19 protein-coding genes, 1 tRNA gene and 1 pseudogene are annotated in these 24367 nt (G+C 57.5%); 10 read left to right on the top strand and 11 right to left on the bottom strand.

Translation table 11 applies throughout. The features are described 5' to 3' along the window. Nucleotides 1-6: 6 nt before the first annotated feature. The 4 genes from KUF54_RS01580 to KUF54_RS01565 form a co-directional block, all read right to left on the bottom strand. Entirely contained in the window at nucleotides 7-537 is a 531-nt protein-coding gene (locus KUF54_RS01580; RefSeq protein WP_219344635.1) for a DNA-deoxyinosine glycosylase, read from the bottom strand. 100 nt (nucleotides 538-637) lie between these two features. Then, entirely contained in the window at nucleotides 638-1468 is an 831-nt protein-coding gene (locus KUF54_RS01575) for a TatD family hydrolase (protein WP_219344633.1), read from the bottom strand. 113 nt (nucleotides 1469-1581) lie between these two features. Then, nucleotides 1582-2271: a lipoprotein-releasing ABC transporter ATP-binding protein LolD gene (gene lolD, locus KUF54_RS01570; RefSeq protein WP_219344631.1), complete on the bottom strand. Its 690-nt coding sequence runs from the start codon at nucleotides 2269-2271 to the stop codon at nucleotides 1582-1584. Beyond that, complete coding sequence (locus KUF54_RS01565; protein ID WP_219344629.1) at nucleotides 2264-3517, bottom strand: lipoprotein-releasing ABC transporter permease subunit; 1254 nt, start codon at nucleotides 3515-3517, stop codon at nucleotides 2264-2266. Before KUF54_RS01565 ends, lolD begins: the two co-directional genes overlap by 8 nt. Before the next feature lie 112 nt (nucleotides 3518-3629). Here KUF54_RS01565 and KUF54_RS01560 point away from each other — a divergent pair, with 112 nt between their 5' ends. Both KUF54_RS01560 and recJ read left to right on the top strand, forming a co-directional pair. After that, nucleotides 3630-4601, top strand: a complete 972-nt coding sequence (locus KUF54_RS01560; protein ID WP_219344627.1) for a phosphoglycerate mutase — start codon at nucleotides 3630-3632, stop codon at nucleotides 4599-4601. After that, on the top strand, nucleotides 4598-6337 hold the full coding sequence (gene recJ, locus KUF54_RS01555; RefSeq protein ID WP_219344625.1) for a single-stranded-DNA-specific exonuclease RecJ: 1740 nt from the start codon (nucleotides 4598-4600) through the stop codon (nucleotides 6335-6337). Before KUF54_RS01560 ends, recJ begins: the two co-directional genes overlap by 4 nt. Before the next feature lie 151 nt (nucleotides 6338-6488). On the opposite strand, the gene KUF54_RS01550 is transcribed toward recJ, so the two are convergent. Further along, nucleotides 6489-8243: a methyl-accepting chemotaxis protein gene (locus tag KUF54_RS01550; RefSeq protein ID WP_219344623.1), complete on the bottom strand. Its 1755-nt coding sequence runs from the start codon at nucleotides 8241-8243 to the stop codon at nucleotides 6489-6491. 309 nt (nucleotides 8244-8552) lie between these two features. Continuing rightward, nucleotides 8553-10274 (bottom strand): methyl-accepting chemotaxis protein, encoded by a 1722-nt coding sequence (locus KUF54_RS01545; protein ID WP_219344621.1) that lies wholly within the window; start codon nucleotides 10272-10274, stop codon nucleotides 8553-8555. Between the two features lie 184 nt (nucleotides 10275-10458). Here KUF54_RS01545 and KUF54_RS01540 point away from each other — a divergent pair, with 184 nt between their 5' ends. The 3 genes from KUF54_RS01540 to KUF54_RS01530 are packed head-to-tail and all read left to right on the top strand — an operon-like array spanning nucleotide 10459 to nucleotide 12332. Beyond that, nucleotides 10459-11322: a 3',5'-nucleoside bisphosphate phosphatase gene (locus KUF54_RS01540; RefSeq protein WP_219344619.1), complete on the top strand. Its 864-nt coding sequence runs from the start codon at nucleotides 10459-10461 to the stop codon at nucleotides 11320-11322. Between the two features lie 40 nt (nucleotides 11323-11362). Then, on the top strand, nucleotides 11363-12007 hold the full coding sequence (locus tag KUF54_RS01535) for an L-threonylcarbamoyladenylate synthase (protein WP_219344617.1): 645 nt from the start codon (nucleotides 11363-11365) through the stop codon (nucleotides 12005-12007). 7 nt (nucleotides 12008-12014) lie between these two features. Beyond that, nucleotides 12015-12332, top strand: coding sequence for a hypothetical protein (locus KUF54_RS01530; protein WP_219344615.1), 318 nt, complete (start codon nucleotides 12015-12017; stop codon nucleotides 12330-12332). On the opposite strand, the gene KUF54_RS01525 is transcribed toward KUF54_RS01530, so the two are convergent. Next, complete coding sequence (locus tag KUF54_RS01525) at nucleotides 12314-13585, bottom strand: methyl-accepting chemotaxis protein (protein ID WP_219344613.1); 1272 nt, start codon at nucleotides 13583-13585, stop codon at nucleotides 12314-12316. The two genes, KUF54_RS01530 and KUF54_RS01525, sit on opposite strands and share 19 nt — an antisense overlap. Nucleotides 13586-13799: 214 nt before the next feature. On the opposite strand from KUF54_RS01525, the pseudogene KUF54_RS01520 reads away from it, so the two are divergent. The 5 genes and pseudogenes from KUF54_RS01520 to KUF54_RS01500 all read left to right on the top strand — a co-directional run bounded on the left by KUF54_RS01520 (nucleotide 13800) and on the right by KUF54_RS01500 (nucleotide 20908). Then, a pseudogene (locus KUF54_RS01520) lies at nucleotides 13800-14467 on the top strand (site-2 protease family protein). A gap of 42 nt (nucleotides 14468-14509) precedes the next feature. Next, the gene (locus KUF54_RS01515) at nucleotides 14510-15811 is read left to right on the top strand and encodes a tryptophan--tRNA ligase (RefSeq protein ID WP_219344611.1); all 1302 of its coding nucleotides are present in this window, start codon (nucleotides 14510-14512) and stop codon (nucleotides 15809-15811) included. Between the two features lie 83 nt (nucleotides 15812-15894). Then, nucleotides 15895-16608, top strand: a complete 714-nt coding sequence (locus KUF54_RS01510; protein ID WP_219344609.1) for a response regulator transcription factor — start codon at nucleotides 15895-15897, stop codon at nucleotides 16606-16608. Between the two features lie 38 nt (nucleotides 16609-16646). Continuing rightward, on the top strand, nucleotides 16647-18410 hold the full coding sequence (locus KUF54_RS01505; protein ID WP_370627567.1) for a FecR domain-containing protein: 1764 nt from the start codon (nucleotides 16647-16649) through the stop codon (nucleotides 18408-18410). Between the two features lie 116 nt (nucleotides 18411-18526). Then, a complete protein-coding gene (locus KUF54_RS01500; RefSeq protein ID WP_219344607.1) occupies nucleotides 18527-20908 on the top strand; it encodes a CHASE2 domain-containing protein in 2382 nt (793 codons plus the stop codon). A gap of 60 nt (nucleotides 20909-20968) precedes the next feature. Here the strand turns inward: KUF54_RS01500 and KUF54_RS01495 are convergent. From KUF54_RS01495 to KUF54_RS01480, 4 genes are all read right to left on the bottom strand, one after another. Continuing rightward, a tRNA-Arg gene (locus KUF54_RS01495) sits at nucleotides 20969-21045 on the bottom strand. 160 nt (nucleotides 21046-21205) lie between these two features. Continuing rightward, nucleotides 21206-22356 (bottom strand): IS3 family transposase gene (locus tag KUF54_RS01490; protein WP_219342576.1). Its coding sequence is split into 2 segments (ribosomal slippage): nucleotides 21206-22107 and nucleotides 22107-22356, totalling 1152 coding nucleotides; the frame shifts between segments, so codons are not numbered across the junction. Nucleotides 22357-22531: 175 nt separating this feature from the next. Further along, on the bottom strand, nucleotides 22532-23830 hold the full coding sequence (locus KUF54_RS01485; RefSeq protein ID WP_219344605.1) for a Y-family DNA polymerase: 1299 nt from the start codon (nucleotides 23828-23830) through the stop codon (nucleotides 22532-22534). 6 nt (nucleotides 23831-23836) lie between these two features. Then, nucleotides 23837-24250: a LexA family transcriptional regulator gene (locus KUF54_RS01480; RefSeq protein WP_219346222.1), complete on the bottom strand. Its 414-nt coding sequence runs from the start codon at nucleotides 24248-24250 to the stop codon at nucleotides 23837-23839. Between the last annotated feature and the right edge of the window lie 117 nt (nucleotides 24251-24367).

The following is a 24367-nucleotide window of genomic DNA, read 5'->3' as shown; positions in this document are numbered from 1 at the left end:
CAATCTTCAAAGAAGGCCGTGGGCCGCCAACGCGTCCCGCCAAGCCTGCAATTTTTTATCAAATGACCAGCTGGCGTGCGCCGGGCTGGTCGATGGCAGCTTGATTGCCGTCAGCCCCAACGCTTCGGTTTGGCGGGCGTGCTTGTAGCTCTCTGCGCCGTTGTGCAAAGCCAGTCGCAAATCAGGGCAGCGCTTGCGCAGCCCGGCAAAGTCGTTGACTTGAGCGGCGCGAATTGCGCTGTCTAAACTGCCTTCGCGCTCACAACTGGCGTACACGTCCCACAAGCCCAGCCCGCGTGCCAGCAGCCATTCACAGCGGCCCGCATAGTCATCACGCGGCGGCTGCGGGTGCTGCGGCCACAAGGCCTGCAGCAGCGGCCAAAGCTGATTTTGTGGGTGGGCGTAGTACTGCGTTTGCAGCAGCGATTTCACACCGGGAAAGCTTCCCAAAACCAAAGCACGCGTACGTGCATCAGCCACTGCAGCCAAGCCCTGCCAACGCGTGACGGTCTGGGGGGCAGATAAATCCTCAGTCATGGCTTATTGTCGCCCAGCTACGCATCAGCCTGCGCTGCACACAGCTATTCAAAATAAGGAGCTGCTAGTCCATTACTGATAAGGACTTGAGACTGTTTTACTAATTATTTAGAGTAAAGGCAGGTAGACCTCTGAGTGCTGCGCGTGCATTTTGCATAGTGGCCTGCGCCAGCTCGTCAAGGCTAATGCCGCGCAATTGCGCAACTTCTTGCGCAATGCGCGGCAGCTCGACAGAGCTGTTACGGCCCTGCGGCTGACCGGCTGCGCGTTGCTCTGCCGTGGTGTAGAGCCAATGCGGGGGGATGTCGGGCGCGTCGGTTTCCATCACCAAGGCGTCCAAGGGCAGGCTGGCAGCCATCTCGCGCAACTTGAGCGCTCTGTCATAAGTCACTGCACCGCCAAAACCTAGTTTGAAATCCAAGTCGATAAAAGCCTGCGCCTGCTGAGTGCTGCCATTAAAGGCATGAGCAATACCGCCCACTACCTTGTATTGACGCAATGTTTTGAGCAAACGGTCGCTGCTTTTGCGCACATGCAAGATGACGGGCAGCGCAAACTCGCGCGCCAGCTTGACTTGTTGCTCATAAAACCAGATTTGACGTTCCGCATCCAAACCCGGAACAAAAAAGTCCAAACCTATTTCACCCACGGCAACCAAGTGCGGGTCATCGCGCTGCTGCGCTAGCAACTCGCGAATCAGCGCAATATCTGACTCATCTGCGCCCGGTGTAAACAGCGGATGTATGCCCAACGCATAGCTGTCGCCATGGCGGTGCGCCAAATCAATGACGTCCTGCCAATGGCTGCGCTGCACTGCAGGAATGACTAGGTGGGTCACGCCCGCAGCAAAAGCGGCGGCGCGTACAGCATCACGGTCAAGCGCGAACTCCGCAGCATCTAGGTGGCAGTGGGTATCTATCCAAATAGGCATTGCCTCATCATGCCCCGACTCTGGCGCCTGCGTTGGATCTCAAACCTTAGTTTGAAACCTTTATTCATCAAAAAAGGCCCGAAAATTCGGGCCTTTTACTTATGCAACGGCCATTAGCCTAACTGACCAAGGCCCAGTCTCACCATGCGGTCGCAACGTGCAGCCAGCGCCTCGTCATGGGTCACCATCACAAAGGCCGTGCCGTTGCTGCGAGCTAACTCCAGCATCAGCGCAAACACGGTGTCTGCCGTGCCGCGGTCCAGATTGCCTGTGGGTTCATCGGCCAGCACACAAGCCGGGCGGGTCACCAGCGCACGCGCAATGGCAACGCGCTGGCGCTCACCGCCCGAGAGTTCTGCGGGGCGGTGCGTCAAACGGTCACCCAAGCCCACGGCGCGCAGCATCTCGGCGGCTCGCTGCATGCAGTCATCCTTGGCATCGCGTCGAATGCGCAGTGGCATGGCGACGTTTTCCTGCGCCGTAAATTCGGCCAGCAGATGGTGGAACTGGTAGATAAAGCCCAAATGCTTGTTACGCAGCGCGCCCTGCTTTTGCTGGCTCAGCTGGTGCAAAGGCTGATTCATCAGGCTGACGCTGCCCGTCGTCGGTGCATCCAGCCCTCCCAGCAAATGCAGCAAGGTGGATTTACCTGAACCTGAAGCGCCCACCACAGCCAGCGTCTCGCCCGCTTTGACTTCCAAATCCACACCCTGCAGCACGGTCACATCTAGCTTGCCTTCGGCAAAGCGCTTGATCAGCCCACGTGCTTGCAGCACGGTCTGGCCCATCACAACATTATTCATAGCGCAGTGCCTCCGCAGGGTTCACGCGGCTGGCGCGCCAGCTGGGGTAAATCGTTGCCACAAAAGAAAGAATCAAAGAGATCACAGCAATCGGCACGATGTCCGTGGACTGTGGCTCGCTAGGCATCTTGCTGATGAGGTAAATGTCCTTGGGCAAGAAGTTGGCGTGCAACGCTTGTTCAATGGCGGGCACGATTACGTCAATATTGAAGCCAATCGCCAAGCCCAGCGCCAGCCCCGCCAGCGTGCCAATCACACCCACCATGGCGCCTTGCACCATGAAAATGCCCATGATGGACGAGGGCGAAGCGCCCAGAGTGCGCAAAATGGCAATGTCAGCGCGCTTGTCCTGCACGCTCATTACCAGCGTAGACACCAGATTAAAAGCGGCCACAGCCACGATCAGTGTGAGGATGATGAACATCATTCGCTTTTCCAGCTGAACGGCGGCAAACCAGGTCTTGTTCTGCTGCGTCCAGTCACGAATAAACAAACGGTCGCTCAACGTATCGGCCAGCTCATGGGCCACACGCGGAGCTTCATGCAAATCCTTGAGCTTGAGGCGAATGCCGGTCGGGCCTTCAAGGCGGAAGATGCGCTGCGCATCTTCGTAATGCATCATCAACAGAGCCGAATCGTATTCGTAGTGGCCGGAGTCAAACGTGCCCGCAACCGTCATCTGTTTCATGCGCGGCACCACACCGGCAGGGGTGACTTGGCCACTGGGCGCAATCATGGTGATGACATCACCTTCTATGACCCCCAATGAACGCGCCAGTTCAATGCCCAGCACCACTTTGAACTCACCGGGGATTAAGCGTTTCAGCACCTCTGAGCTGGTCGCAGCCAGATCGGTTACTTCGCCTTCACGCGCCGGGTCGATCCCGCGCACCAAAGCACCCTTCATATCCTCGCCGCGCGCCAGCAATGCCTGAGCAGCTACAAAAGGTGCAGCACCCACCACATTCTGATTGGCACGTGCCTCGCGCATGGTGCGCTCCACATCGGGCAAGGGTGCGCCTTGCGGGGCGTAGATTTCCACGTGCGAGACAACGCTGAGCATGCGGTCGCGCACTTCCTTTTGGAAGCCGTTCATCACGCTCAGCACAATGATCAGCGCCGCCACACCCAGCGCAATGCCAAGCATGGAAACACCCGAGATAAAGGAGATAAAGCCATTGCGACGGGTCGCACGCCCTGCACGGGTATAGCGCCAGCCAACGGCCAGTTCGTAGGGAAATTGCATGTTGTCTGCATTGTGGCATTGCCAGCAATGACCTGTCTCTGTTCCAGTGTCACACGTCTGTTTCCTACCCTTGCCGGGGCAGGTGCAGCAGCCATGCACGACAATAGCCCACATGTCTTTGACCGCGCCTTTGCTACCTGCTGCCCACGCCTTGGGCGCAAGCTCCTCTGAAATCATTGTTGCCTACGCCAGCGGCCCCGCTGACATACCCAAAGCCTGGGATGGCCTTCAGCTCCCCCACCTTCAAGACCTGCTGGCAACGCTGACGCCCACTACCGTGGTGCAAGGCGATGAGATGGATTTCTCGCCCCCGCACGAGCTGGCGCTAGCCCGCGCCATGCAACTACCCGAGCAAGCGGGCCTGATTCCCTGGGCGGCTTTGGCTGCGGGCGATACCACCCAGCCTTGCGCCTTCATCACCCCCTGCCACTGGCATGTTGCGCCCGATCAAGTCCATCAAACAGACCCGGCCAGCGCCCCCATGAGCGAGGAAGAATCGCGCCAGTTGCTGGCGCTGGTTGCCCCTTGGTTTAGCGATGACGGCATTACGCTGGAATATCTGCGCCCAGACACTTGGCTGGCACGCGGCGCAGCCTTCAAAGACTTGGCAACCGCGTCGATGGACCGAGCCCTGGGCCGCGATGTGCGCCCGTGGATGCCCAACCCCATTCAAGGCGCCATCATTCAGCGCCTGCAGACCGAGCTGCAAATGCTGCTCTATACCAACAGCTTCAACGACCAGCGCGCCCAACGCCGCTTGCCACCCATTAACTCCTTTTGGGTACATGGCACGGGCAGCCTTGTCAAACTGCCGGCCCATCTCTCGCTAGCCGTTTGCGTTGACGATCTGCGCCAGCCCAGCTTGCACAGCGATGTGCAAAGCTGGCAAAAAGCCTGGCAAGCGCTAGACAACGGCCTGATTGCCCAGCTGCAGCAGCGCGCAGCCAGAGGCGAGCCCATCAAGCTCACGCTTTGCGGCGAGAGCAATGCTGTGCAGTGGCAAAGTCAGCCGCGCGGTTTTATGGACAAGATCATGAGTGTTTTTGGAGCGAAGCGCTTGCCGGATTTGCGAGAGATGCTATGAAAATTACGCCTCGCACCATTCCTAGCGACAGCGTATCCGCCCTGCTGCAAGCACAAGTTCACCCACTTCTAGCTCAGCTCTACGCCGCACGCGGCGTGTGCTCCGCAGCAGAGCTAGACGATGCACCCGCCCTGCTACTGGCACCTTCTGGCCTGCAAGGAATCGACAAGGCCGTGCAATTGCTGGCCGATGCGATTGAGCAGCAAAAGCGCATGTGCATCGTGGCGGACTATGACTGCGATGGCGCCACTGCCTGCGCCGTGGGCCTGCGCGGACTGCGCCTGCTGGGTGCGCAGCATGTGGAATATTTGGTGCCAGACCGCGTGATTGATGGCTACGGCCTCACCGCGCCCATCTCGCGCCGCGTCAAAGAAACCGGCGCCGACATGCTGATCACCGTGGACAACGGCATCGCCAGCGTGGAAGGCGTGGCCGTGGCCAAAGAGCTAGGTCTGTCCGTCGTCGTGACCGACCACCACCTGCCCGGCGACAGCCTTCCGCTGGCCGATGCCATCGTCAACCCCAACCAGCCCGGCTGCACGTTTGAGAGCAAGTCCATGGCAGGTGTGGGCGTCATGTTCTATGTGCTGCTGGCCCTGCGCACCGAGCTGCGCAGCCGTGGCCGCTTTGATCGCCACACCCAGCCGAGGCTGGAGCAACTGCTGCCGCTAGTCGCTCTTGGCACAGTAGCCGACGTGGTCAAGCTCGATGCCAACAACCGCCGACTGGTTGCGCTGGGTTTAAAGCAAATTCGCAGAGGGCAGATGCAGCCCGGCATTCGCGCCCTGTTTGAGGCGTCAGGCCGCCGTTTTGACACAGCCAGCACCATCGACTTTGGCTTTGCGCTAGGCCCGCGTATCAACGCTGCAGGCCGCTTGGCCGACATGACGATTGGCATTGAATGCCTGAGCACCGAAGACGCCAGCCGCGCTGACAATCTCGCCCGCATGCTCGACAGCATCAACCGCGAGCGCCGCGAGATTGAAGTGGGCATGCGCGAGCAGGCCCTGCTCATGGCAGAGAGCCTGTTCAAAGACGGCATGACGCCGCCGCCCGCCATCAGCGTGTTTGACCCCGACTTTCACGAAGGCGTGGTGGGCGTGGTGGCCTCACGCCTCAAAGACAAGCTGCACCGCCCCAGCTTTGTGTTCGCCGCCAGCGCAGCGCCCGGCAAAGAGCATGAACTCAAAGGCTCAGGCCGCTCCATCCCCGGCTTTCATCTGCGCGACGCGCTCGACTTGGTCAGCAAACGCCACCCCGGCATGGTCCTGCGCTTTGGCGGCCACGCCATGGCGGCTGGCTGCACGATTGACAGCACGCGCTTCAAAGATTTTGAGCAGGCGCTGGCGCAAGTCGCACAAGAATGGCTGGATGCCGCCACACTGATGCGCAAGCTGGAAACCGACGGCCCGCTCTCACCCCAGTGGCTGGACACCGCCCTCATCGAGCAAATGCAACTGGCCGTTTGGGGTCAGGGCTTTGCCGCCCCCACCTTCAGCGAAGAGCTGGAGATCACCTCCCAGCGCCTCGTTGGTGAAAAACACCTGAAGCTCGAGCTGCTGCACCACGGCTCCAAGGTCGATGCCATCTGGTTCAACCATACCACCCCACTGCCCGCCCGCACCATGCTGGCCTACCGACTGGACATCAACGAATGGCGCGGCGAACGCAAGGTGCAATTTCTCGTAGAAGCGGCGCAGGACTTTGAAGGCGGCGCAGGCAATATGGGGTTTTGAGAGCTCTCCCACACAAAAGCCGCTGCAAGGCGGCTGCTTTATTTCGACCTGCTGTATTGCGACCCGTGCGCAGCTACTTTTTCAGCGCTTAAAACTGCTCCCAGTCGTCTTCACTCGCTGTTGTGGCAAGCGACTGCGGCTTCTTCAGCGCTTAAAACTGCTCCCAGTCATCTTCACTAGCTGTCGTGGCAAGCGGCTGCGGCTTCTTCAGCGCAGGCACTAGCTTGGGCGCAGCGGCTGCCTGCAGGTTCGATGGTTGGGTCACCTTGGCTGCAGCCATGCGCGGCTCGGCGGTCCGTGCAGACATGCGGGCGGGAGCCAGCGCCGGTGCGCCAGCACCAGCACCAGCAGTTACCGCGCCCTTGCCTAGATTGAAAACAGAAACCACCTCAGCCAAACGCTGAGCCTGCGCCTGCATGGACATCGCAGCAGCACTGGACTCTTCTACCAGCGCCGCGTTCTGCTGCGTCATCTGATCGAGGTTGGTAACGGCCTGATTGACCTGATTGATACCATCACGCTGCTCGGTGGACGAGGCCGTGATCTCTCCAATCAGATCGCTAACGCGGCGCACGCTGGCCACGATCTCGTTCATGCTCTTGCCTGCCAGCTCCACCTGCTGGGAGCCCGACTGCACGTTGTCCACGCTGGTGGTGATGAGCTGCTTGATTTCCTTGGCCGCATCCGCACTGCGCTTGGCCAAGGCTCTCACTTCACTGGCCACTACGGCAAAGCCTCGGCCTTGCTCACCAGCGCGGGCCGCTTCAACAGCCGCGTTCAGCGCCAAGATATTGGTCTGAAAAGCGATAGAGTCAATCACACCAATGATGTCGGCAATCTTGCGGCTGCTGTCGGTGATCTGGCCCATGCTGTGCACCACTCGCTGCACCACTTGGCCGCCCTGCTCTGCTGCCTGCGCTGCTGTGGCAGCCAGTTGATTGGCTTGACGAGCGGTATCTGCAGACTGCGTAACCGTCGCGGTCAGCTCTTCCATGCTGGCTGCGGTTTCTTCCAGATTGGCGGCGGTTTGTTCGGTACGGGCTGACAAATCCTGGTTACCCGTGGCAATCTGGCCGGAGGCCGAAGACACGGATTCCACACCCGAGCGCACTTGCCCCACCACGGTACGCAAGCGCTCAGCCATGACGTTGAGCGAGCGGTGCAGATGACCCAATTCGTCATCGCGCTGATGATCGGTACTCACGCTCAAGTCAGCATCGGCAATGGCATCCGCCAGTTCAACCGCCTTCATCAACGGCTGGGTAATGGATCGCATGATGAGAACGCCGGTCACCAGCCCCAGCAGCATGATCAAACCGCAAGCTGCGGCAACGACCCAATAGGCTTTGGTGCGGCTGGCATCTCCATCCGCCAGCGCCTGCAAGCGATAGCGATCCTGCAGCTGCACATAGGCATCAAGGGCGGCGTAATATTTCTGACCAGCCGGGTTGAGCTGCTCTTCAATCAGTTTTTGAGAGCGCTCAAAATCACGCGCACGACGGGCTTGATCCACCTCTTTGTTTGCAGCAAACAAAGTTTCGCGGTGCTTGTTGACGTCAGCCATCAACTGCTTGGCTTCATCGGTATGTACCTGCGCTAGCACTTTTTCACGCAGCGCATTGATGCTGGCGATCAGGCCTCCCATCAGCTTGTACTGATGCTCCACCAGGTTTTCCTCAGTCGACATGGCTGCCGCCGTAAAGCGGTCCATGCTCATTTGCGTCAGGATGCGCCATTCTTTGGCCTGTTCAGCAGCAGTCTGTGCCTGCACTGCGGCCGAGAAAACGCTTTCATTGACACGGTTGGAATAGGCCAGACTTCCCGCCACCAGCAGCAACATGCTCGCCAAAAGACCGATCACCAGCACCCATAGCTTCTGAGCTACGGTGAATTGAAACAACTTCATGAACCAACCAATCCAGACAAGAAAATCCAAACACTGGTACGTCACGCATCGTGAACTCCGGGCTGGCTTATTCATGACTCTGGCGGTCAATTCCTGGCCCTTGACGTCCTCTCTCAAGCCAAGCGGAGTTAGCTCCTCGAGGCCACCCCGGAATATTAATAATTGTTACAACTGCTTTCCATCTTTGGCATAGCACTTGTTATTGGGACTTTCCCGCTTACCGCAACACGTCATTTCGTAGAGCAGGCATGAAAAAGCCCGCAGCTTCTTTTCAGACGCTGCGGGCTCTTAGGAAGCGGATGCTGCTACTTAAAAAGTTTCCCAGTCCCCGTCATCAGCCCTTGCAGCCAGTGCCGTGGGCGTAGCAGCAGTCTTGCTGGCGGGCTTATTCACCATCGCTGCAGCTCGTTGCTTGACGGGCGCCATGGATGGCACAGCACGATTTGCTGCGCGCTGGGGTGCAGCCACCTTGGCATAGCCGCCCTCATGGCCCAGCTTGAAGATGGAAACCACCTCGGCCAAACGCTCTGCCTGCTCTTGCATGGACAGCGCAGCCGCGCTCGACTCCTCCACCAGCGCCGCATTTTGCTGCGTCATCTGATCGAGGTTGGTAACGGCCTGATTTACCTGATTGATACCGTCACGCTGCTCGGTGGACGAGGCAGTGATCTCACCAATCAAGTCGCTGACACGGCGCACGCTGGCCACGATCTCGTTCATGCTCTTACCTGCCAGCTCCACCTGCTGGGAGCCCGACTGCACGTTGTCCACGCTGGTGGTGATGAGCTGCTTGATTTCCTTGGCCGCATCAGCACTGCGCTTGGCCAAAGCTCTCACCTCGCTGGCCACCACGGCAAAACCTCGACCTTGCTCACCAGCGCGGGCCGCTTCCACGGCCGCGTTCAGCGCCAAAATATTGGTCTGAAAAGCAATAGAGTCAATCACACCAATGATGTCGGCAATCTTGCGGCTGCTGTCCGTGATCTGGCCCATGCTCTGCACCACTTGCTGCACCACATGACCGCCCTGCTCAGCGGCTTGCGCTGCTGTGGCCGCCAGTTGATTGGCTTGACGGGCGGTATCAGCAGACTGCGTCACCGTCGCGGTCAACTCTTCCATGCTTGCGGCGGTCTCTTCCAAATTCGCAGCCGTCTGCTCAGTACGGGCGGAGAGGTCTTGATTACCCGTTGCGATTTGACCTGAGGCCGAAGACACGGACTCCACACCGACTCTGACCTGCCCCACCACGGAGCGCAAGCGCTCAGTCATGGTGTTCAAAGATTGAAGCAGGCGGCCCAACTCGTCGTGACGGTCATTACGAACCGAGGCGGTCAAATCCCCTGCAGCGATCGTATCGGCCAGACTCACTGCCTCATTCAAAGGCACCGTAATGGAACGAAGAATGAGTACAGCGGCCATGATGCTGAGCAACACAATCACAACGCTGGCCACTCCAATCATTACGTAGGCTCTGGACTGCTGCGCATGCGCCTGCTCCATCGCACTAAAGCGAAGACGGTCTTGCATCGCCACAAATTTCAGCTGCGATTCAATATAGTTTTTCGCATCAGGGCGCAGCTGCTTTTCAACAATCTCTAAAGCGCCCGCATAGTCGCTGTTATCCAAAGCAGCCTGAGCGGCTGCATTGCTACTCCTCGTCTTTTTTCGCTGCTCGCTCACAGCATCCAAAGCTTGCTGAGACGCCGCATCTTTAATGATGGCCTGAAGCTTTTCCTGAACTTGGGCAATCTGCACCTGAGTCTCGGCCAGCTGCTGACGCTGCTGCGTCATCAGCAACTGGTCCGTGGAAGAGGCGGCCACGATTGAATGATCCAAACTCTTTTGACTCAAATGCCGCCACTCGCTCGCCAATGTCACGGCATCTTGGGCTCGCGTTGCTTCAGTGGCAACGTTGACGTACACCCGATCTAGATACACAAGGCTTGCGCCCAACAGCAGCAGCAAGCCCGCCAGCAAACCTGCCACCAAAGCCCAAAGCTTTCCCGATACCGAAAACTGTTTCAATTTCATCCCCTGCCTCAAAAATAAAGCACTTACTCTGACGATAAGTACCACCAACGCTCAATGACTACTGCAAGCACTCGCTTTTCGGCAATCTAACTGGATAGTTTAGTTTTGTTACAAGACGCTTCTTTGCTTCAACCACGGGTCTGCCTCAAGCCCTTGCAAATAAACCCCCGCCTACAATCAAGCGGTGCCCAAAACCTATTTAAACGCCGACCTCCATTGCCACTCAGTGATCTCAGACGGCACGCTTACGCCTGAGCAATTAGCCCAGCGCGCCGCAGCGCGAGGGGTGGAACTATGGTCACTCACCGACCATGACGAGGTGGGCGGTCAGCACCGCGCAGCCGCTGCAGCCAAAGCTGCAGGCTTGGACTACCTCACGGGCACAGAAATTTCCGTCAGCTACGCGGGCAGTAGCGTGCATATCGTGGGTTTGGGCTTTGATGCCGACAACGCTGCCTTGACTCAAGGCCTGTACGACACCCGCAATGGCCGTGGCCCACGTGCCCGTGAAATGGGGCGACTACTTGAAGAGGCCGGTATTCCAGGTGCTTACGAGGGTGCTCTGCGCTACGCCGGCAACCCCGAGTTGATCTCGCGCACACACTTCGCACGATTTTTGGTGGAGGCCAAAGTTTGCAGCGATACCTATGACGTGTTTAGACGCTACCTGACCGAAGGCAAGCCCGGCTATGTCTCCCATGTCTGGGCCAATCTGGGCGATGCCGTCAATTGGATCATTGATGCTGGCGGCGTGGCTGTGATTGCCCACCCTGCACGTTATGACTTCAGCGCGATGGCGGAGTACGCGTTATTTTCCGAATTTAAAAAGCTGGGCGGCCAAGGTGTAGAAGTCATTACCGGCAGCCACCGCCCGCATGAATATGTGACCTATGCCGAGATCGCCAAAGAGTTCGGTCTGGCTGCATCGCGCGGCAGCGACTTTCACAGCCCACAAGAGTCTCAGATTGATCTGGGGCAACTGCCATATCTCCCCGGCCACCTTACCCCAGTGTGGGAGCTGCTGCAAGATCGCATTCAGCGTGCATGAACTTTCAAAAAGCTTTCAAAAATATTGAAGAAAGTCCGTAATGACCACCGTTTTTGAAGTCTATCCAGATAACCCGCAGCCGCGCATCATCAAGCAAGCTGCCGACATGCTGCGCAAAGGTGCCATCTTCGCCGTACCCACCGACTCCAGCTACGCACTGGTCTGCCACCTGGATGACAAAAATGCTGTGGACCGGCTGCGCCGCATTCGCCAGATCAACGACAAGCACCACCTCACGCTGCTGTGCCGGGATCTGTCCGAGCTGGCCAACTACGCGCGCGTGGATAACCGCCAGTACCGCCTACTGAAACTGGCCACACCCGGGCCGTACACGTTTATTCTCGAAGCCAGCAAAGAAGTGCCCAAACGCCTGAGCCACCCGTCCCGCAAGACGATTGGCCTGCGCGTGCCAGACCGCAAAGGGCTGCAACTGCTGCTGGAAGAACTAGGCGAGCCTTTACTGGCCACCACGCTGATCGCCCCCGGTGAGACTGAGCCACTGAACGATGCGGACGCCATTTTGGAGCGCTTCCCACACGAACTGGATGCGGTGGTGGACTCTGGCGCTTGCCCGCGTGAACCCACCACAGTGCTGGACCTGACCCCCATGTCCATGAACAACCCGCCCACCCTGGTGCGGCAAGGATTGGGCAGCTTGGAAAGCTTGGGGCTGCAGACAGCCTGACGCCTCCATGCCCTCAAAAGACAAAGACTTCATTCAGGCCCATTGGAAGCCTTTAGTGCTTGCATTCCTTATTGCACCAGCACTGATTGCTATGGTTTTTCTGCAGTCCTCGTATTTACTTCTGGTCTACGCCATTTCCAGCGTCTGGACTGCATGGAATATCCACGCCTATGCAGCCGGCAAACGATTCCATGTCTCAGCGGGGATATGGGCAGAGGACAGTGACGGCAGAAGCCGCCGCCGCAACATTCTGGCCATCTCCATCCTTGTCGAGCTGTTTTTTACAGGCTTCGTGATCTACAGCTTTTATCGCAGTGCATCGTGACTCAGTCGCTTACTGGCTAGCTTCTTATGTGCTGACAGCTGTGGCATCGCCGCAGGGCGCGGGGCCGCCATCACCGTAACAGGGGCCAAGGCTGGGGGCTCTGCGTCATCAAGCCTGAATGCTCCCACGGCATTCTGCAAATCCTGAGTACGCGCATTAAGCGCGGCAGCGGCCTGCGTGGCTTGCATGACCAGCGCAGCGTTTTCCTGATTGGTGCTATCCATGTGTGCCACAGCGGTGTTCACATGGGCAATCCCCTCGCTTTGCTCCTTGAGCGCGCCAGAGATTTCACCCAGCAAACCGGTAACTTGGCCGACCGACTGCATGATTTCTTGCATGGTGCTCCCGGCTTGCCCCACCAGACCGGCGCCGCTATTCACCTGCGTCACGCTCGCCGTAATTAGCTCCTTGATCTGCTTTGCAGCTTCCGCGCTGCGACCGGCTAAGGAGCGTACTTCGCTGGCAACAACCGCAAAACCCCGGCCTTGCTCGCCTGCGCGTGCCGCTTCCACGGCAGCGTTCAGCGCCAAAATATTGGTCTGAAAAGCGATGCCTTCAATCACCTGAATGATGTCCACAATCTTGCGTGAACTGCCGCTGATGGCATCCATGGTGTCCACCACCTGATTGACAACCTGACCGCCACGCCCAGCCGTGGCCGATGCGGTTACAGCCAGCGTACTTGCGGAATGCGCGCGCTCGGCATTTTGGCGCACCGTGATGGTGAGTTGTTCCATACTCGCAGCCGTCTCGGTCAGGGCGCTGACCTGCTGCTCAGTGCGGCTAGAGAGGTTGACGTTACCGGCATCAATTTCATAGGCTGATACAACCAGCGAATCAGTCGATTGCTGGATACGCCCCACCAGCTCAGTCAAGGTGTCTTCCATGGTGCTCAGCGCGGTTAGCAACCGGCCAAACTCTCCACTGGCATCAGACGAAAACTCTTGGCTCAAATCACCAGCGGCCACAGTTTCAGCAATCAAAATTGCCTTGCGCAAAGGCTCCACAATCCGGCGACGCAGAGTAAACAGCGACCATACGCAGGACACACATGCCAAAGCTCCCAGCGCCAGCAACCACCCACGCGAGTGCTGGACTTCAGCCACCAATTCTTGCGACTGCTTGGCAGTCAACGAGCCGGATTGCAGCACCGTCAACACATCCGTCATGACCACCCAAGAAATTCCCATTAGCGCCAGCACGAACACGCCGATGCTCAAAAACGCAACCACCAGTCGACTGCTTACCGTCATATTGCTCCCCTCGCTCAGCTGAGCCGAACTCTTTTTTATAGATTGATTTTTTTCCGCATACGGCCTGAGCTTTGGCATCACTCCAAATGCGGCGTAGCATTTTGCATGCATTCAAAACTTGCAGCCACGATGTGCAACCCGTATTTCATGTCCTAAAACTGATCTGTATCCGCACAAGACAACATCAATGCGCAGCGTCTGAGACAATCACACTGTGGAATTTACCCAACTCATACAAACCGTCCTGATCTACGCACTGCCCGTGCTGTTCGCCATCACCATCCATGAGGCGGCCCACGGCTATGCAGCGCGCCACTTTGGCGACAACACCGCTGCCATGATGGGACGCATCACGCTCAACCCCATCAAGCACATCGACCCCATCGGCACCATCTTGATGCCGCTAATGCTGTACTTCGCAACCTCAGGTGCTTTCCTGTTCGGCTACGCCAAGCCCGTTCCGGTGCGCTTTGACCAGCTGCGCAACCCCAAGCGCGACATGATTTGGGTGGCGCTGGCAGGCCCAGCCTCCAACTTTGTGCAGGCCGTTTTCTGGGGCTTCGTATTAATCGCACTGGTTGGCAGCGGCGTTCAAGAGCGCTTCTTTATAGAAATGTGCCGCGCCGGCATTTTGGTCAACTTGGTCATGTGGGCGTTTAACCTGTTCCCACTACCACCGCTGGATGGGGGCGCATTCTGGTCGGCCTGCTACCTTGGAAGCAGGCGCAATTCGTGGCCCGCATCGAGCCCTATGGCTTCTTCATCGTCCTGGCCCTTGTGCTTGCTGGCATCGTCGGCACTTACTGGCTGCGCCCTTTGATGAGCCTAGGCTACTCAGCCATCGACCTGATTCTTTACCCCTTTATGGCCCTGCTGCGCTGATTCCAGCGCCACAGCCTGCTATTGATTTTTGTTGTTGATCCTATGAGCACTACCCGTTTTCTGACCGGCATCACCCCCAGCGGCACCCCACACTTGGGCAACTACGCAGGCATGATGCGCCCAGCCATCGAAGCCAGCCGCGACAAAAAGGTAGAGAACTTCTACTTTCTGGCCGACTATCACGCCCTCATCAAGTGCCAGGACCCTGAGCGCGTGCAGCGCTCTACCATTGAGATCGCTGCCAGCTGGCTGGCGGCGGGTCTGGACCCTGAGCATGTCACTTTCTATCGCCAGTCGGACATCCCTGAAATTCCCGAACTGACATGGTTTCTGACCTGCGTGACTGGCAAGGGCATCTTGAACCGTGCCCATGCGTACAAGGCATCGGTAGACAAGAACCATGCCGCTGGCACCGAGCCAGATGACGGCGTGACCGCAGGTCTGTTCATGTACCCCGTGCTGATGGGCGCTGATATTTTGGTCTTCAACGCCAACAAAGTGCCCGTGGGCCGCGACCAAGTGCAGCACCTGGAGATGGCGCGCGATATGGCTTCGAGCTTTAACCACATCTACGGCGGCGAATACTTCGCCCTGCCCGAAGCGGTGGTGGAAGAAAGCGTTGCCACCCTGCCCGGGCTCGACGGCCGCAAGATGAGCAAAAGCTACAACAACACCATTCCGCTGTTCGCCACCCGCGAGCAGCTCAAGAAGCTCATCAACGGCATCACCACCGACTCGCGTGCTCCCGGCGAGCCCAAGGAAGTCGAAGGCTCGGCCCTGTTCCAGATCTATCAAGCCTTTGCCAGCGCCGAAGAAACCGAGGCCCTGCGCCAGCAGTACGCCGCAGGCATTGCCTGGGGCGATGCCAAGCAGGCCTTGTTCGATCGCATCGACCGCGAAATCGCCCCCATGCGCGAGCGTTATGAATACCTGATCGCCCACCCTGCTGAGCTGGAAGAAATTTTGCAAGCCGGCGCCATCAAGGCCCGCAAGCTGGCCACCCCTTTGTTGCAGCAACTGCGCAGCGCTGTGGGCATTCGCAACCTGGCGCAAACCAGCAAAGCCAAGATCAAGACCGCAAAGTCCGCCCTGCCCCAATTCAAGCAGTACCGCGAGGCCGATGGTCAGTTCTACTTCAAGCTAGTCGCGGCCGATGGCCAGTTGCTGCTGCAAAGCCAAGGCTTTAGTGCCCCCAAGGAAGCGGGCCAGAGCATTGCTCAGCTCCAGCGCGAAGGCGCAGCGGCACTGGCTGCGCTCAAACCGCGCCTGCAATCGCTGGACGGCATTAGTGACGAACAAGTGACTCAGGCACTGGAGCAGTTGCAAGAAGCCGCACAGCAGTAAACTGTTTTAAAGAGAGAGCTGCCCGGGCACATCACGAATGCTGGGCAGCAGAGATTTAATCCTTCGCACGAAAGGGATGAAAAATGCGTATTGCCGCCCTAGATGACGATCCTCTGCAACTTGAGCTGTTGCGCCAAGTGGCCACCGATGCAGGCCATAGCTGCCACACCTTTCTGAAAGGCTCAGCGCTTCAGCAAGAGCTGCGCCGCGAGAGCTTTGACCTGCTCATCGTTGACTGGGAACTACCCGACACCAGCGGCCCCGATGTGGTGCGCTGGGTGCGCGAGCAGGTCAGCAAAGAGATGCCCATCATCTTCATCACCCACCGCAGCGAAGAGGCCGACATTGTGGAAGGTCTGGCCAGCGGTGCAGATGACTTCATGATCAAGCCCGTGCGCGTGGGCGAGTTGCGCGCGCGCATCGCCTCCTTGCTGCGCCGTGCCTACCCTATGGCGGCGCAAAGCGTGCTGACTTTCGGCCCCTACCGCTTCATCACGGCCACCAATGGCATTGAGATGGACGGCAAGCCCCTGGAAGTCACGCACCGTGAATACACGCTGGCGCTGACACTGTTTCAAAACTGGGGCCGCCTGCTCTCGCGCGATCATTTGCGCGAAGTCGTCTGGGGGCATAACGCCGAGGTGCAATCGCGCTCGCTGGATACCCATGTCTCGCGCCTGCGCAACTTGCTCAATCTGCGCGCTGGCCAGCCTTATGCCATTTCCGCTATTTATGGCTATGGCTACCGCTTGGATGCACCAGAAACCGCTGAGGCGCAAGCGCCCAGCGCTGCTTAATTTTTAATAGCATTCCCTCCATACACTGCCTCGACAAAATGCCTATTTGCCCTCAGTCCCGCTTTGCCACCCTCGCTTCGCTGCATGGTCTTGGCTCAGGTGCGCTCTGGGTAACCTTGGCCGGGTTAGTGGCAGCGACTGCAAGCCACGCTCAAATCACACCCAAGCCGCGCGGCGGCGACGTTATTGCCCACCGCGTAGTGGCTGGCGATACGCTGGAAGTATTGGCCGCCCGCTATTTGGGTGACCGCACGCGCTGGACAGCGCTGCAAAGCCACAACCGCGTGGACAACCCTTTTCAGCTACGCCCCGGCTCAGTGCTTGAAATTCCCACCCGATTGCTGCGCGCAGCCACAGCATCGGTGGAGTTTGTGCAGGGTGATGTGCGCAGCTCACGCTCTTTGAGTCGCTTGGCTGATTCCGCCGATGCGGCAAGCGCCGCTTCACAGCCTGTACAAAAAGGCCAGCTGCTGCAAGAGGGGGACTCGCTCAAGGTTCCAGCCAACGCTTTTGTGTCGGTTCGCTTGGTAGATGGCTCGCTGGTACGCGTGCAATCTGAGTCCGATATTGAGCTGCGCCAAATGCGCCGCAAAGGCCGCGCAGGCAGTTTGCAATCCATCTTGGACCTGCACGAAGGTGCGATTGAAGCCTCCGTGCCCAAACAAACCAATGGCGAGCGCCGCTTTGAAGTGCGCACCTTGGCGGCATCCACCAGCGTGCGCGGCACCCAGTTTTTGGTGCTGACCGATAGCCAAGGCCAAACAGCATCGGCGGTTGATGAGGGCTCGGTCGCTGTTCAGGCAGGCCAACCCTCAGCATTACTCAAACATGGCCAAGGCCTTGCTGTATCGAGCAGCGGCCAGTTAAGCCAACCCACAGCCATGCTCGCTGCGCCAGATACGGCAGCGTGGCCCACGCTTGCCGAAGACGCTAACTGGGTGAGCCTGCCTTTGCCGGTAATGCCCGGTGCGGTGCGCTATCAGATTCAACTAGCCACAGATAAAGACCTCACCCAAACCGTGCGCGGTGGCGTGTTCACCCAATCCCCAGCTCGTCTGACCGGGGTGGATGACGGCAACTACATTGTCGCCATTCGCGCCATCGATGCCCATGGCATCCCCGGCGCACGCAAAGTACAAGCGCTACGCGTTAAAGCGCACCCCGTGCCGCCACTTTATGAATCTCCCGCGCCGGATGCCATCATCGGTTTGGGCCAGCATGGCTTGCGGTGTACACAAGTCACTGAAGCATCGGCCTACCGAATTCAGGTGACAGATGCTGCAGGCAACTTTGCCCAGCCTTTGCTGGATGCCGCTGACCTCAAAGACTGCAGCTTGCCCGCCAATGAACTGGCCAAGCTCCCCGTAGGCGATTACCAATGGCGAGTCGCCAGCATTCGCACGCTGAGCAATGGTCAGATCGATTTAGGCCCATTTGCTGCCCCTCAAAAAATGAAGCTGGCCAACGCGCCTAAGTCGCCCGATCTACAACTAGATGGAAGCGCAGGTGAAGGTAGCCGCAACATTCGCTGGGCTGGCGAAGAAGGCCAGCGCTTTCGCATCGTCGTGGCAAGCGAGCCCAGCTTCGAAAAACCAGCCATTGATACCTGGGTGACTCAGCCGCAATGGAGCACACAAGACTTGCCTGCTGGCTCTTACTACCTGCAAATGCAAGTGGAAGATAGCAACGGACTGCGCAGTAATTTCTCGGCTGCGCGTCAGTTTCAAACCGGTAATTCGGTGACCTCGGTCGAGGGGCAGACACTGACGTCCGGTGATGGATCACGTCTGATGCGCCAGTAAAAACAATAGCTACCAGTCCAATAATTCAATGGGACTTCATAGGTTTTATGCCTTAAACCGTGGAATTACAAAGACTACTAGCTATGGTTTTATAACTGCTTCAACGCACACTCTGCATGACTGAAGCATCGCTCAACCGTCCAAGTCGTCTGCAAAACCTGCGCCTGAGCTGGCTGCTGCTCAGCGCCTTTTTGCTGGGCCTGACCTATTGGTTCAGCGGCAGCAACCAATTGGTGCGCGTCAACGGTATCATTCAAGACACCTCAGCTTGGTTGCACCAGCGCCCCGCATCGGCCGATATCGTCATTGTCGCTATTGATGACGACAGCATTGACAGCATTGGCCGCTGGCCTTGGCGCCGCGCCTTGCACGCTGGCGCACTGGAGCGCATTCAACAAGGCCAGCCCCGTGCTATTGGTGTTGACATCGTCTTTAGCGAAGAGGACTTGGACTACCCCGGCGACGACTTGCTACTGCAACGCTCTTTGCAAAAAAGCGGCAACACCGTCTTACCCATCACCCGTGATGCTCAAGGCGATGCCACACCTTCTTTGCAAAGTTTTTCCAGTGTGGCTGCGGCCCTAGGTCACACACAAATGCCTGTGGATGCGGATGGCTTGGTGCGCCGCTTTTACACGCAAGAAGGCAAGCACAACCAGCTTTGGTGGCATATGGCGCTCAGCCTGCATTGCGTAGGCGAAACCGGCCAAGCCTGCAAGCCCAATCAATCGACCCTATCCCCTAATTACTCCACACCTATTGCGGGCTGGCAAAGCCTGCAACCCCAGTTAATCGCTTTTGCCAAAGCAGCGCAAGACAAGCAGCAAAGCCATTGGTCCCCTTTCACCACCTATTCCTATATTGACGTTCTGCGCGGCAGCATTCCACCCGCAGCATTTCGCGGCAAATACGTGTTGATTGGCACCACGGCCACCGGGTTGGGCGAAAAATTCACCGCCCCCATTGGCTTTGATGCGCGGCTGATCTCCAACGTGGAAATGCTGGGCCATGTGCTCAACGGCATCTTGCTCGATACGCATTTGCAAGCCGCGTCCACCACCCTCAACCGCGCGCTCAATCTGCTAGCCGTCTTGCTGGGCCTTCTGGCACTCGCCTGGTTTGGCCCCTCTGGTGGACTGATTGCAAGCGCATTGCTGGCGCTGCTCAGCCTCCTCATCGCTGGACTGGCCCCACGATGGGGGCATGTTCAAACGGCACCGGCTGCAGCCCTTCTCGGCCTTTCACTCGCATACCCCTTGTGGAGCTGGCTGCGCTTGCGCGCCGCCACACGCTTTCTAGTCCTTGAGTTGCAAGATCTTCAAGGCCAAGGCTTGCCAACGCTGAGCACCAACGCCCTCAAAGGCGATGCACTAGACCAGCGCATTGCAGCCGTGGAACAAGCCTCGCGCCAGTTGCGTGCTCTGCACCATTTTGTGAGCGAAAGCCTGCGCCAACTGCCATCGGCCACCTTTGTCTGCGACCGCGGCGGTCGCGTACTGTTAGCCAATACATCCGCCTATCGCTACGTCGAAAGTCTGGGAAGCAGCCTCAAGCAAGGCGATGACTTGATTGTTCTGCTTGCCGGCCTGCACAACGCCACCAGCCACGACTACCGTTCTGCCAGTGCGACTACCCTACCCTCAGGCAGCTCACCCTTACTCAGTCGCAATGCACTGCAGCAAGCCACGCTCCCCCGGCAAAGCGAAGGCCGTGATACGCAGGGGCGCTATCTCATGCTGCTCAGTCAAGCATTTGAAGCACCACCGACCTCAGGCTGGCTGCTGACCCTCATCGATATCAGCGACCTGCGCAGCGCGCAGGCCCAGCGAGATCAGGCCATGCAGTTCATCTCGCACGACATCCGCGCACCTGTCGGCTCCATCATTACGCTGCTAGAAATGCAGCGCACCCACAAGCGCATCGATTCTGAAGATGTCTTGTTTGCCCGCATTGAAAGCTATGCCCAGTCATCACTGAAGCTAGCCGATGACTTTGTGCATTTGGCAAGAGCTCAGGAACAAAACTACCGCAATGAACGGCTAGAGCTTGGTCTGCTTGCTGACCAAGCCATATCAGACTGCTGGACACAGGCCCAGCAGCAAAACGTACAGCTCATGTTTGAGCTGCCTGAGACTGAAGCCAACGTACTCGGCGACCCCGGCCTGCTGCACCGCGCCATCATCAATTTGCTAACCAATGCCATCAAATACGGCAAACCACAAGACAGCGCCCAAAGCGCTGCGGTCGAGTGCCGGATTGTGGAGGACGCTCAAAGCTGGGGGATTTCCGTGCGCGATCACGGCCCCGGCATGGATGAAGCATCACTGGCCAAGCTCAGCCAGCCATTCGAGCGTCTAAAGCAGCATGAAGGCATGGACGGCGTAGGGCTGGGCCTTGCCTTTACCCGCACCGTGGCGCAGCGCCATGGCGGCAGCCTGCAAATCAGCAGCCGCTTAGGTGATGGAAGTACTTTCACCCTGTACATCCCAAAAGCCTGAAGTAGAACTCTAGACACGAAAAAGCCTCAGAACTTTTCAGTTCTGAGGCTAAACGTTTTTTGGTGCGGCTGGCAGGAATTGAACCCACGACCCCTTGGTTCGTAGCCAAGTACTCTATCCAACTGAGCTACAGCCGCATCATGGATGAATTGTAGCAGCGGAAAAATGCCTCTCAGACCAAATCAGTAATTTTTTACCGATTCGGTAAAGAAAAAGGCTGCCACCGAAAAGATGACAGGCTTGATGCAGATTTGGCAGGGCATCACGGACTTGAACTGGTGAATCGACCAGCTTTTCTTAGATAGCTGCCAGCCTCACGGAATTACGTCTCTCAAACTCTATTGGAGACAGACCATCAGCAGACGAATGTCTGCGAATGGGGTTGTAGAACATTTCGATGTAGCTGAAGACATCGCTGTGCGCCTCTTGCCTCGTAGGATAGGTTTTTCTGCGGATGCGCTCCCGCTTAAGCAACTGAAAGAAGCTTTCAGCAACTGCGTTGTCGTGACAGTTTCCTCGCCTGCTCATACTCGATTGCAGGTTGTGGCTAGCAAGGAAGCGCTGCCATTCATGGCTTGTAAATTGGCAGCCTTGGTCAGAGTGCACGGTCACGGTATTGCATGGTCTTCTACGCCAGAGCGCCATATGCAATGCATCCAAGGGCAGCTGGGTATCAATGCGGCTACCTGTTGCCCAGCCAACAACTTGGCGTGAGAACAGGTCAATTACCGTTGCCAGGTACAGCCACCCCTCATGAGTGCTGATATAGGTTATATCAGTCACCCAGACTTTGTTCGGAGCATGCACGGTGAACTGCTGCGATAGTAAGTTGGGAGCCACGACTGCTGGAGCACCTCCTCGCACACGAGGGCGTCGTCCGTAGCCTCGCTGAGCCTTTAACCCCTCACAGCGCAGCTGTCTTGCTACCCGGTGCCTGCTGCAGGTCTCGCCTAAGTCACGCATGTCCAATGTCAACTTGCGATAGCCATATACGCCACCGCTTTCTAGCCATGCCTGCTTTAGAAGGCCCAATAGACGCTGGTCATCGGCCGCACGTTGACTGAGCGGCCGAACCCTCCAAGCGTAGTAACCACTGGGGTGCAATTGCAGCACCCGGCACATGCGCACAACGCTGTAAATCAACTGGTGCTTGGCAATGAAGGCGTACTTCAGTCGCACTGGCGAGCGAAGTACGCCGCCGCTTTTTTTAGGATGTCACGCTCCTCGGTGACCCTTTTGAGTTCTGATTTGATACGGCGTAATTCTTCGCTTTGACTGACTTGCTCCTGCCGCTGAGCTGCGGGGATTTGCTGCAGTCGAATCCACTTATACAGACTATGCGTGCTCACGCCTAAACGGCGTGAGACGTCGGCTGCGCTGTGGCCGTGTTCCAAGATTTGCTTGACGGCCTCAATCCTGAATTCTTCTGGGTAGCGTTGTGCGTTCATATGGACTCCTATTTGAACGGAAATAGGAGGCTGTGAACTATCTACAAAAAACTGGTCGATTCAGGTGTCGCAACGATCACCCGAATCTGCCAAGTCTGGGCATCTATGCTGATGTGCAGTTTGCGCCATTGGCGGCGGCACTAAGCGGCGATTTTTTGTTTAAAAGCAGCTCAACCTAAGCTCTAGCAATGGGGATCTCATCAATTTTGGTGGTGTAGCGCGGCGTCCTATGCTCCTGCTTCATGCGCCAGCCGCTTTCATCGTGCTCGGGCACACCTGTGCTGGCCACATGCACTGTGCCCTTGCCAAAGCGCTTATTTACGCGGTCCATCACTTCCATTAACTTGCTTTGATCTCGGCACGGTCCCTCAAAAAGCAATTCGCCTTGCTGCTCAGTCACGGGGCACAAGTCCAGCAGCATTACACCGGCCTTGGAGAGTTGGTAGCCCGGCTCATATATCTGTCGCAATCCGCGCACAGCTGCACTCACTAAAGCTTTGGTGTCGCAGGTGTGCGGATGTAGCTGAACTACTGCTGACTTGTTAAACCTGCGGCCAGCGCTGAAGGGTGACGTATGCGCGAAAACAAGTACACCACCTGTATGCATGCCGCTGGCGCGCAGTTTCTCAGTCGCTCTGGTTGCAAATTCGCTCACTGCCTCTGTGAGGTGAGGCAACGTGGTGATGGGACTGCCAAAGCTTCGAGTGCAAGCGATCTGTTTCTTGGGTGGAGGGGCAAGCTCCATCGGTATGCAGCTCAGGCCCTGCAGCTCGCGCACTGTGCGCTCCAGAACTATGCTCCAGCCTTCACGCGCGGCATGGGCCGGCATCCTGGCCAGATCCAGCGCGGTCAATATGCCTTGCTCAGCCAGTTGTATGGAAATACGCCGACCTACACCCCAGATCTCGCCAGCAGCAGTGCGACCGAGAATTTCTGTGCGCTGCTGGTCTGACAGATCGACCCAATTACAGACCCGCTGCAGCTCGGGCGGGTAACTGCCCGGTTTGCGCTCAGCGTCTTTGGCAACATGGTTGCAGAGCTTGGCCAAAGTTTTGGTGGGCGCTAGGCCCACACAGGCGGGAATCCCTGTCCAGTTCAAAATTCGTGATCGTATGGCAAAGGCGCGCCGGGTCAGATCGCGTACGCCATCCAGATCCCCGATAAATGATTCATCGATGCTGTAGATCTCCTGCATGGGCCCTAGGCCAGCAGCCAGCGACATCATGCGATCGCTGATGTCTCCGTAAAGCTCAAAATTCGCCGAGAGGCAGACTAGGCCCTTGTGCTCAACCAGATCGTGCAATTGAAAAAATGGCTGCCCCATCTTGACGCCCAAGGCCTTAGCCTCGTCGGAGCGTGAAATGGCGCACCCATCGTTATTGCTCAAAACGACAACAGGCATGCCCTGCAAGGAAGGCCTGAAAGCCCTTTCACAGCTGACGTAGAAGTTGTTTCCATCAATGAGCGCGAACATACAAACTCAAGCAAAGCGCTTGATGCAAGATTTGACTACGCCCCAAATTTGCAGCTCCTGATTTTCTTTGGGAACGATGTCAGGGTATGTGGGGTTGCCTGCCCTGAGCTTGAAAACACCATCGGCGTTGTGCAAAGCCTTTACCGTGAACTCACTATCGACAATAGCTACAACGATGCTGCCATGGCGAGCGCGTAATGCGCGATCGACAACAATCAGATCGCCATCATCAATACCGTACTCGCGCATTGATGGCCCGGCCACACGCAGCAGAAATGTGGCTTGTGGATGCTCAACAAGCAGCTCGCCTATATCCAGCCTCTTGCCTGAAAAATCCTCGGCGGGCGACGGGAACCCTGCACGCACGCTGCAATCTGCCAAAGCCAGCTCAAGAGGCAATGCACTAAGAGCGGCGGGCATGCCTGGAATCACAAAACAACTGTTCATCCATACAGTGTATGTGCAATCGATTTTCCGTACTATTTCTAGATGTGCGATGTCTACTGCCAAGCGGCTCTGTTGCAACGAAGTGGAGCC

Origin of the sequence: Comamonas sp. Y33R10-2, assembly GCF_019355935.1 — a bacterium.
GTDB lineage: Bacteria > Pseudomonadota > Gammaproteobacteria > Burkholderiales > Burkholderiaceae_C > Comamonas.
This window is presented reverse-complemented; position numbering and strand designations above follow the sequence as displayed.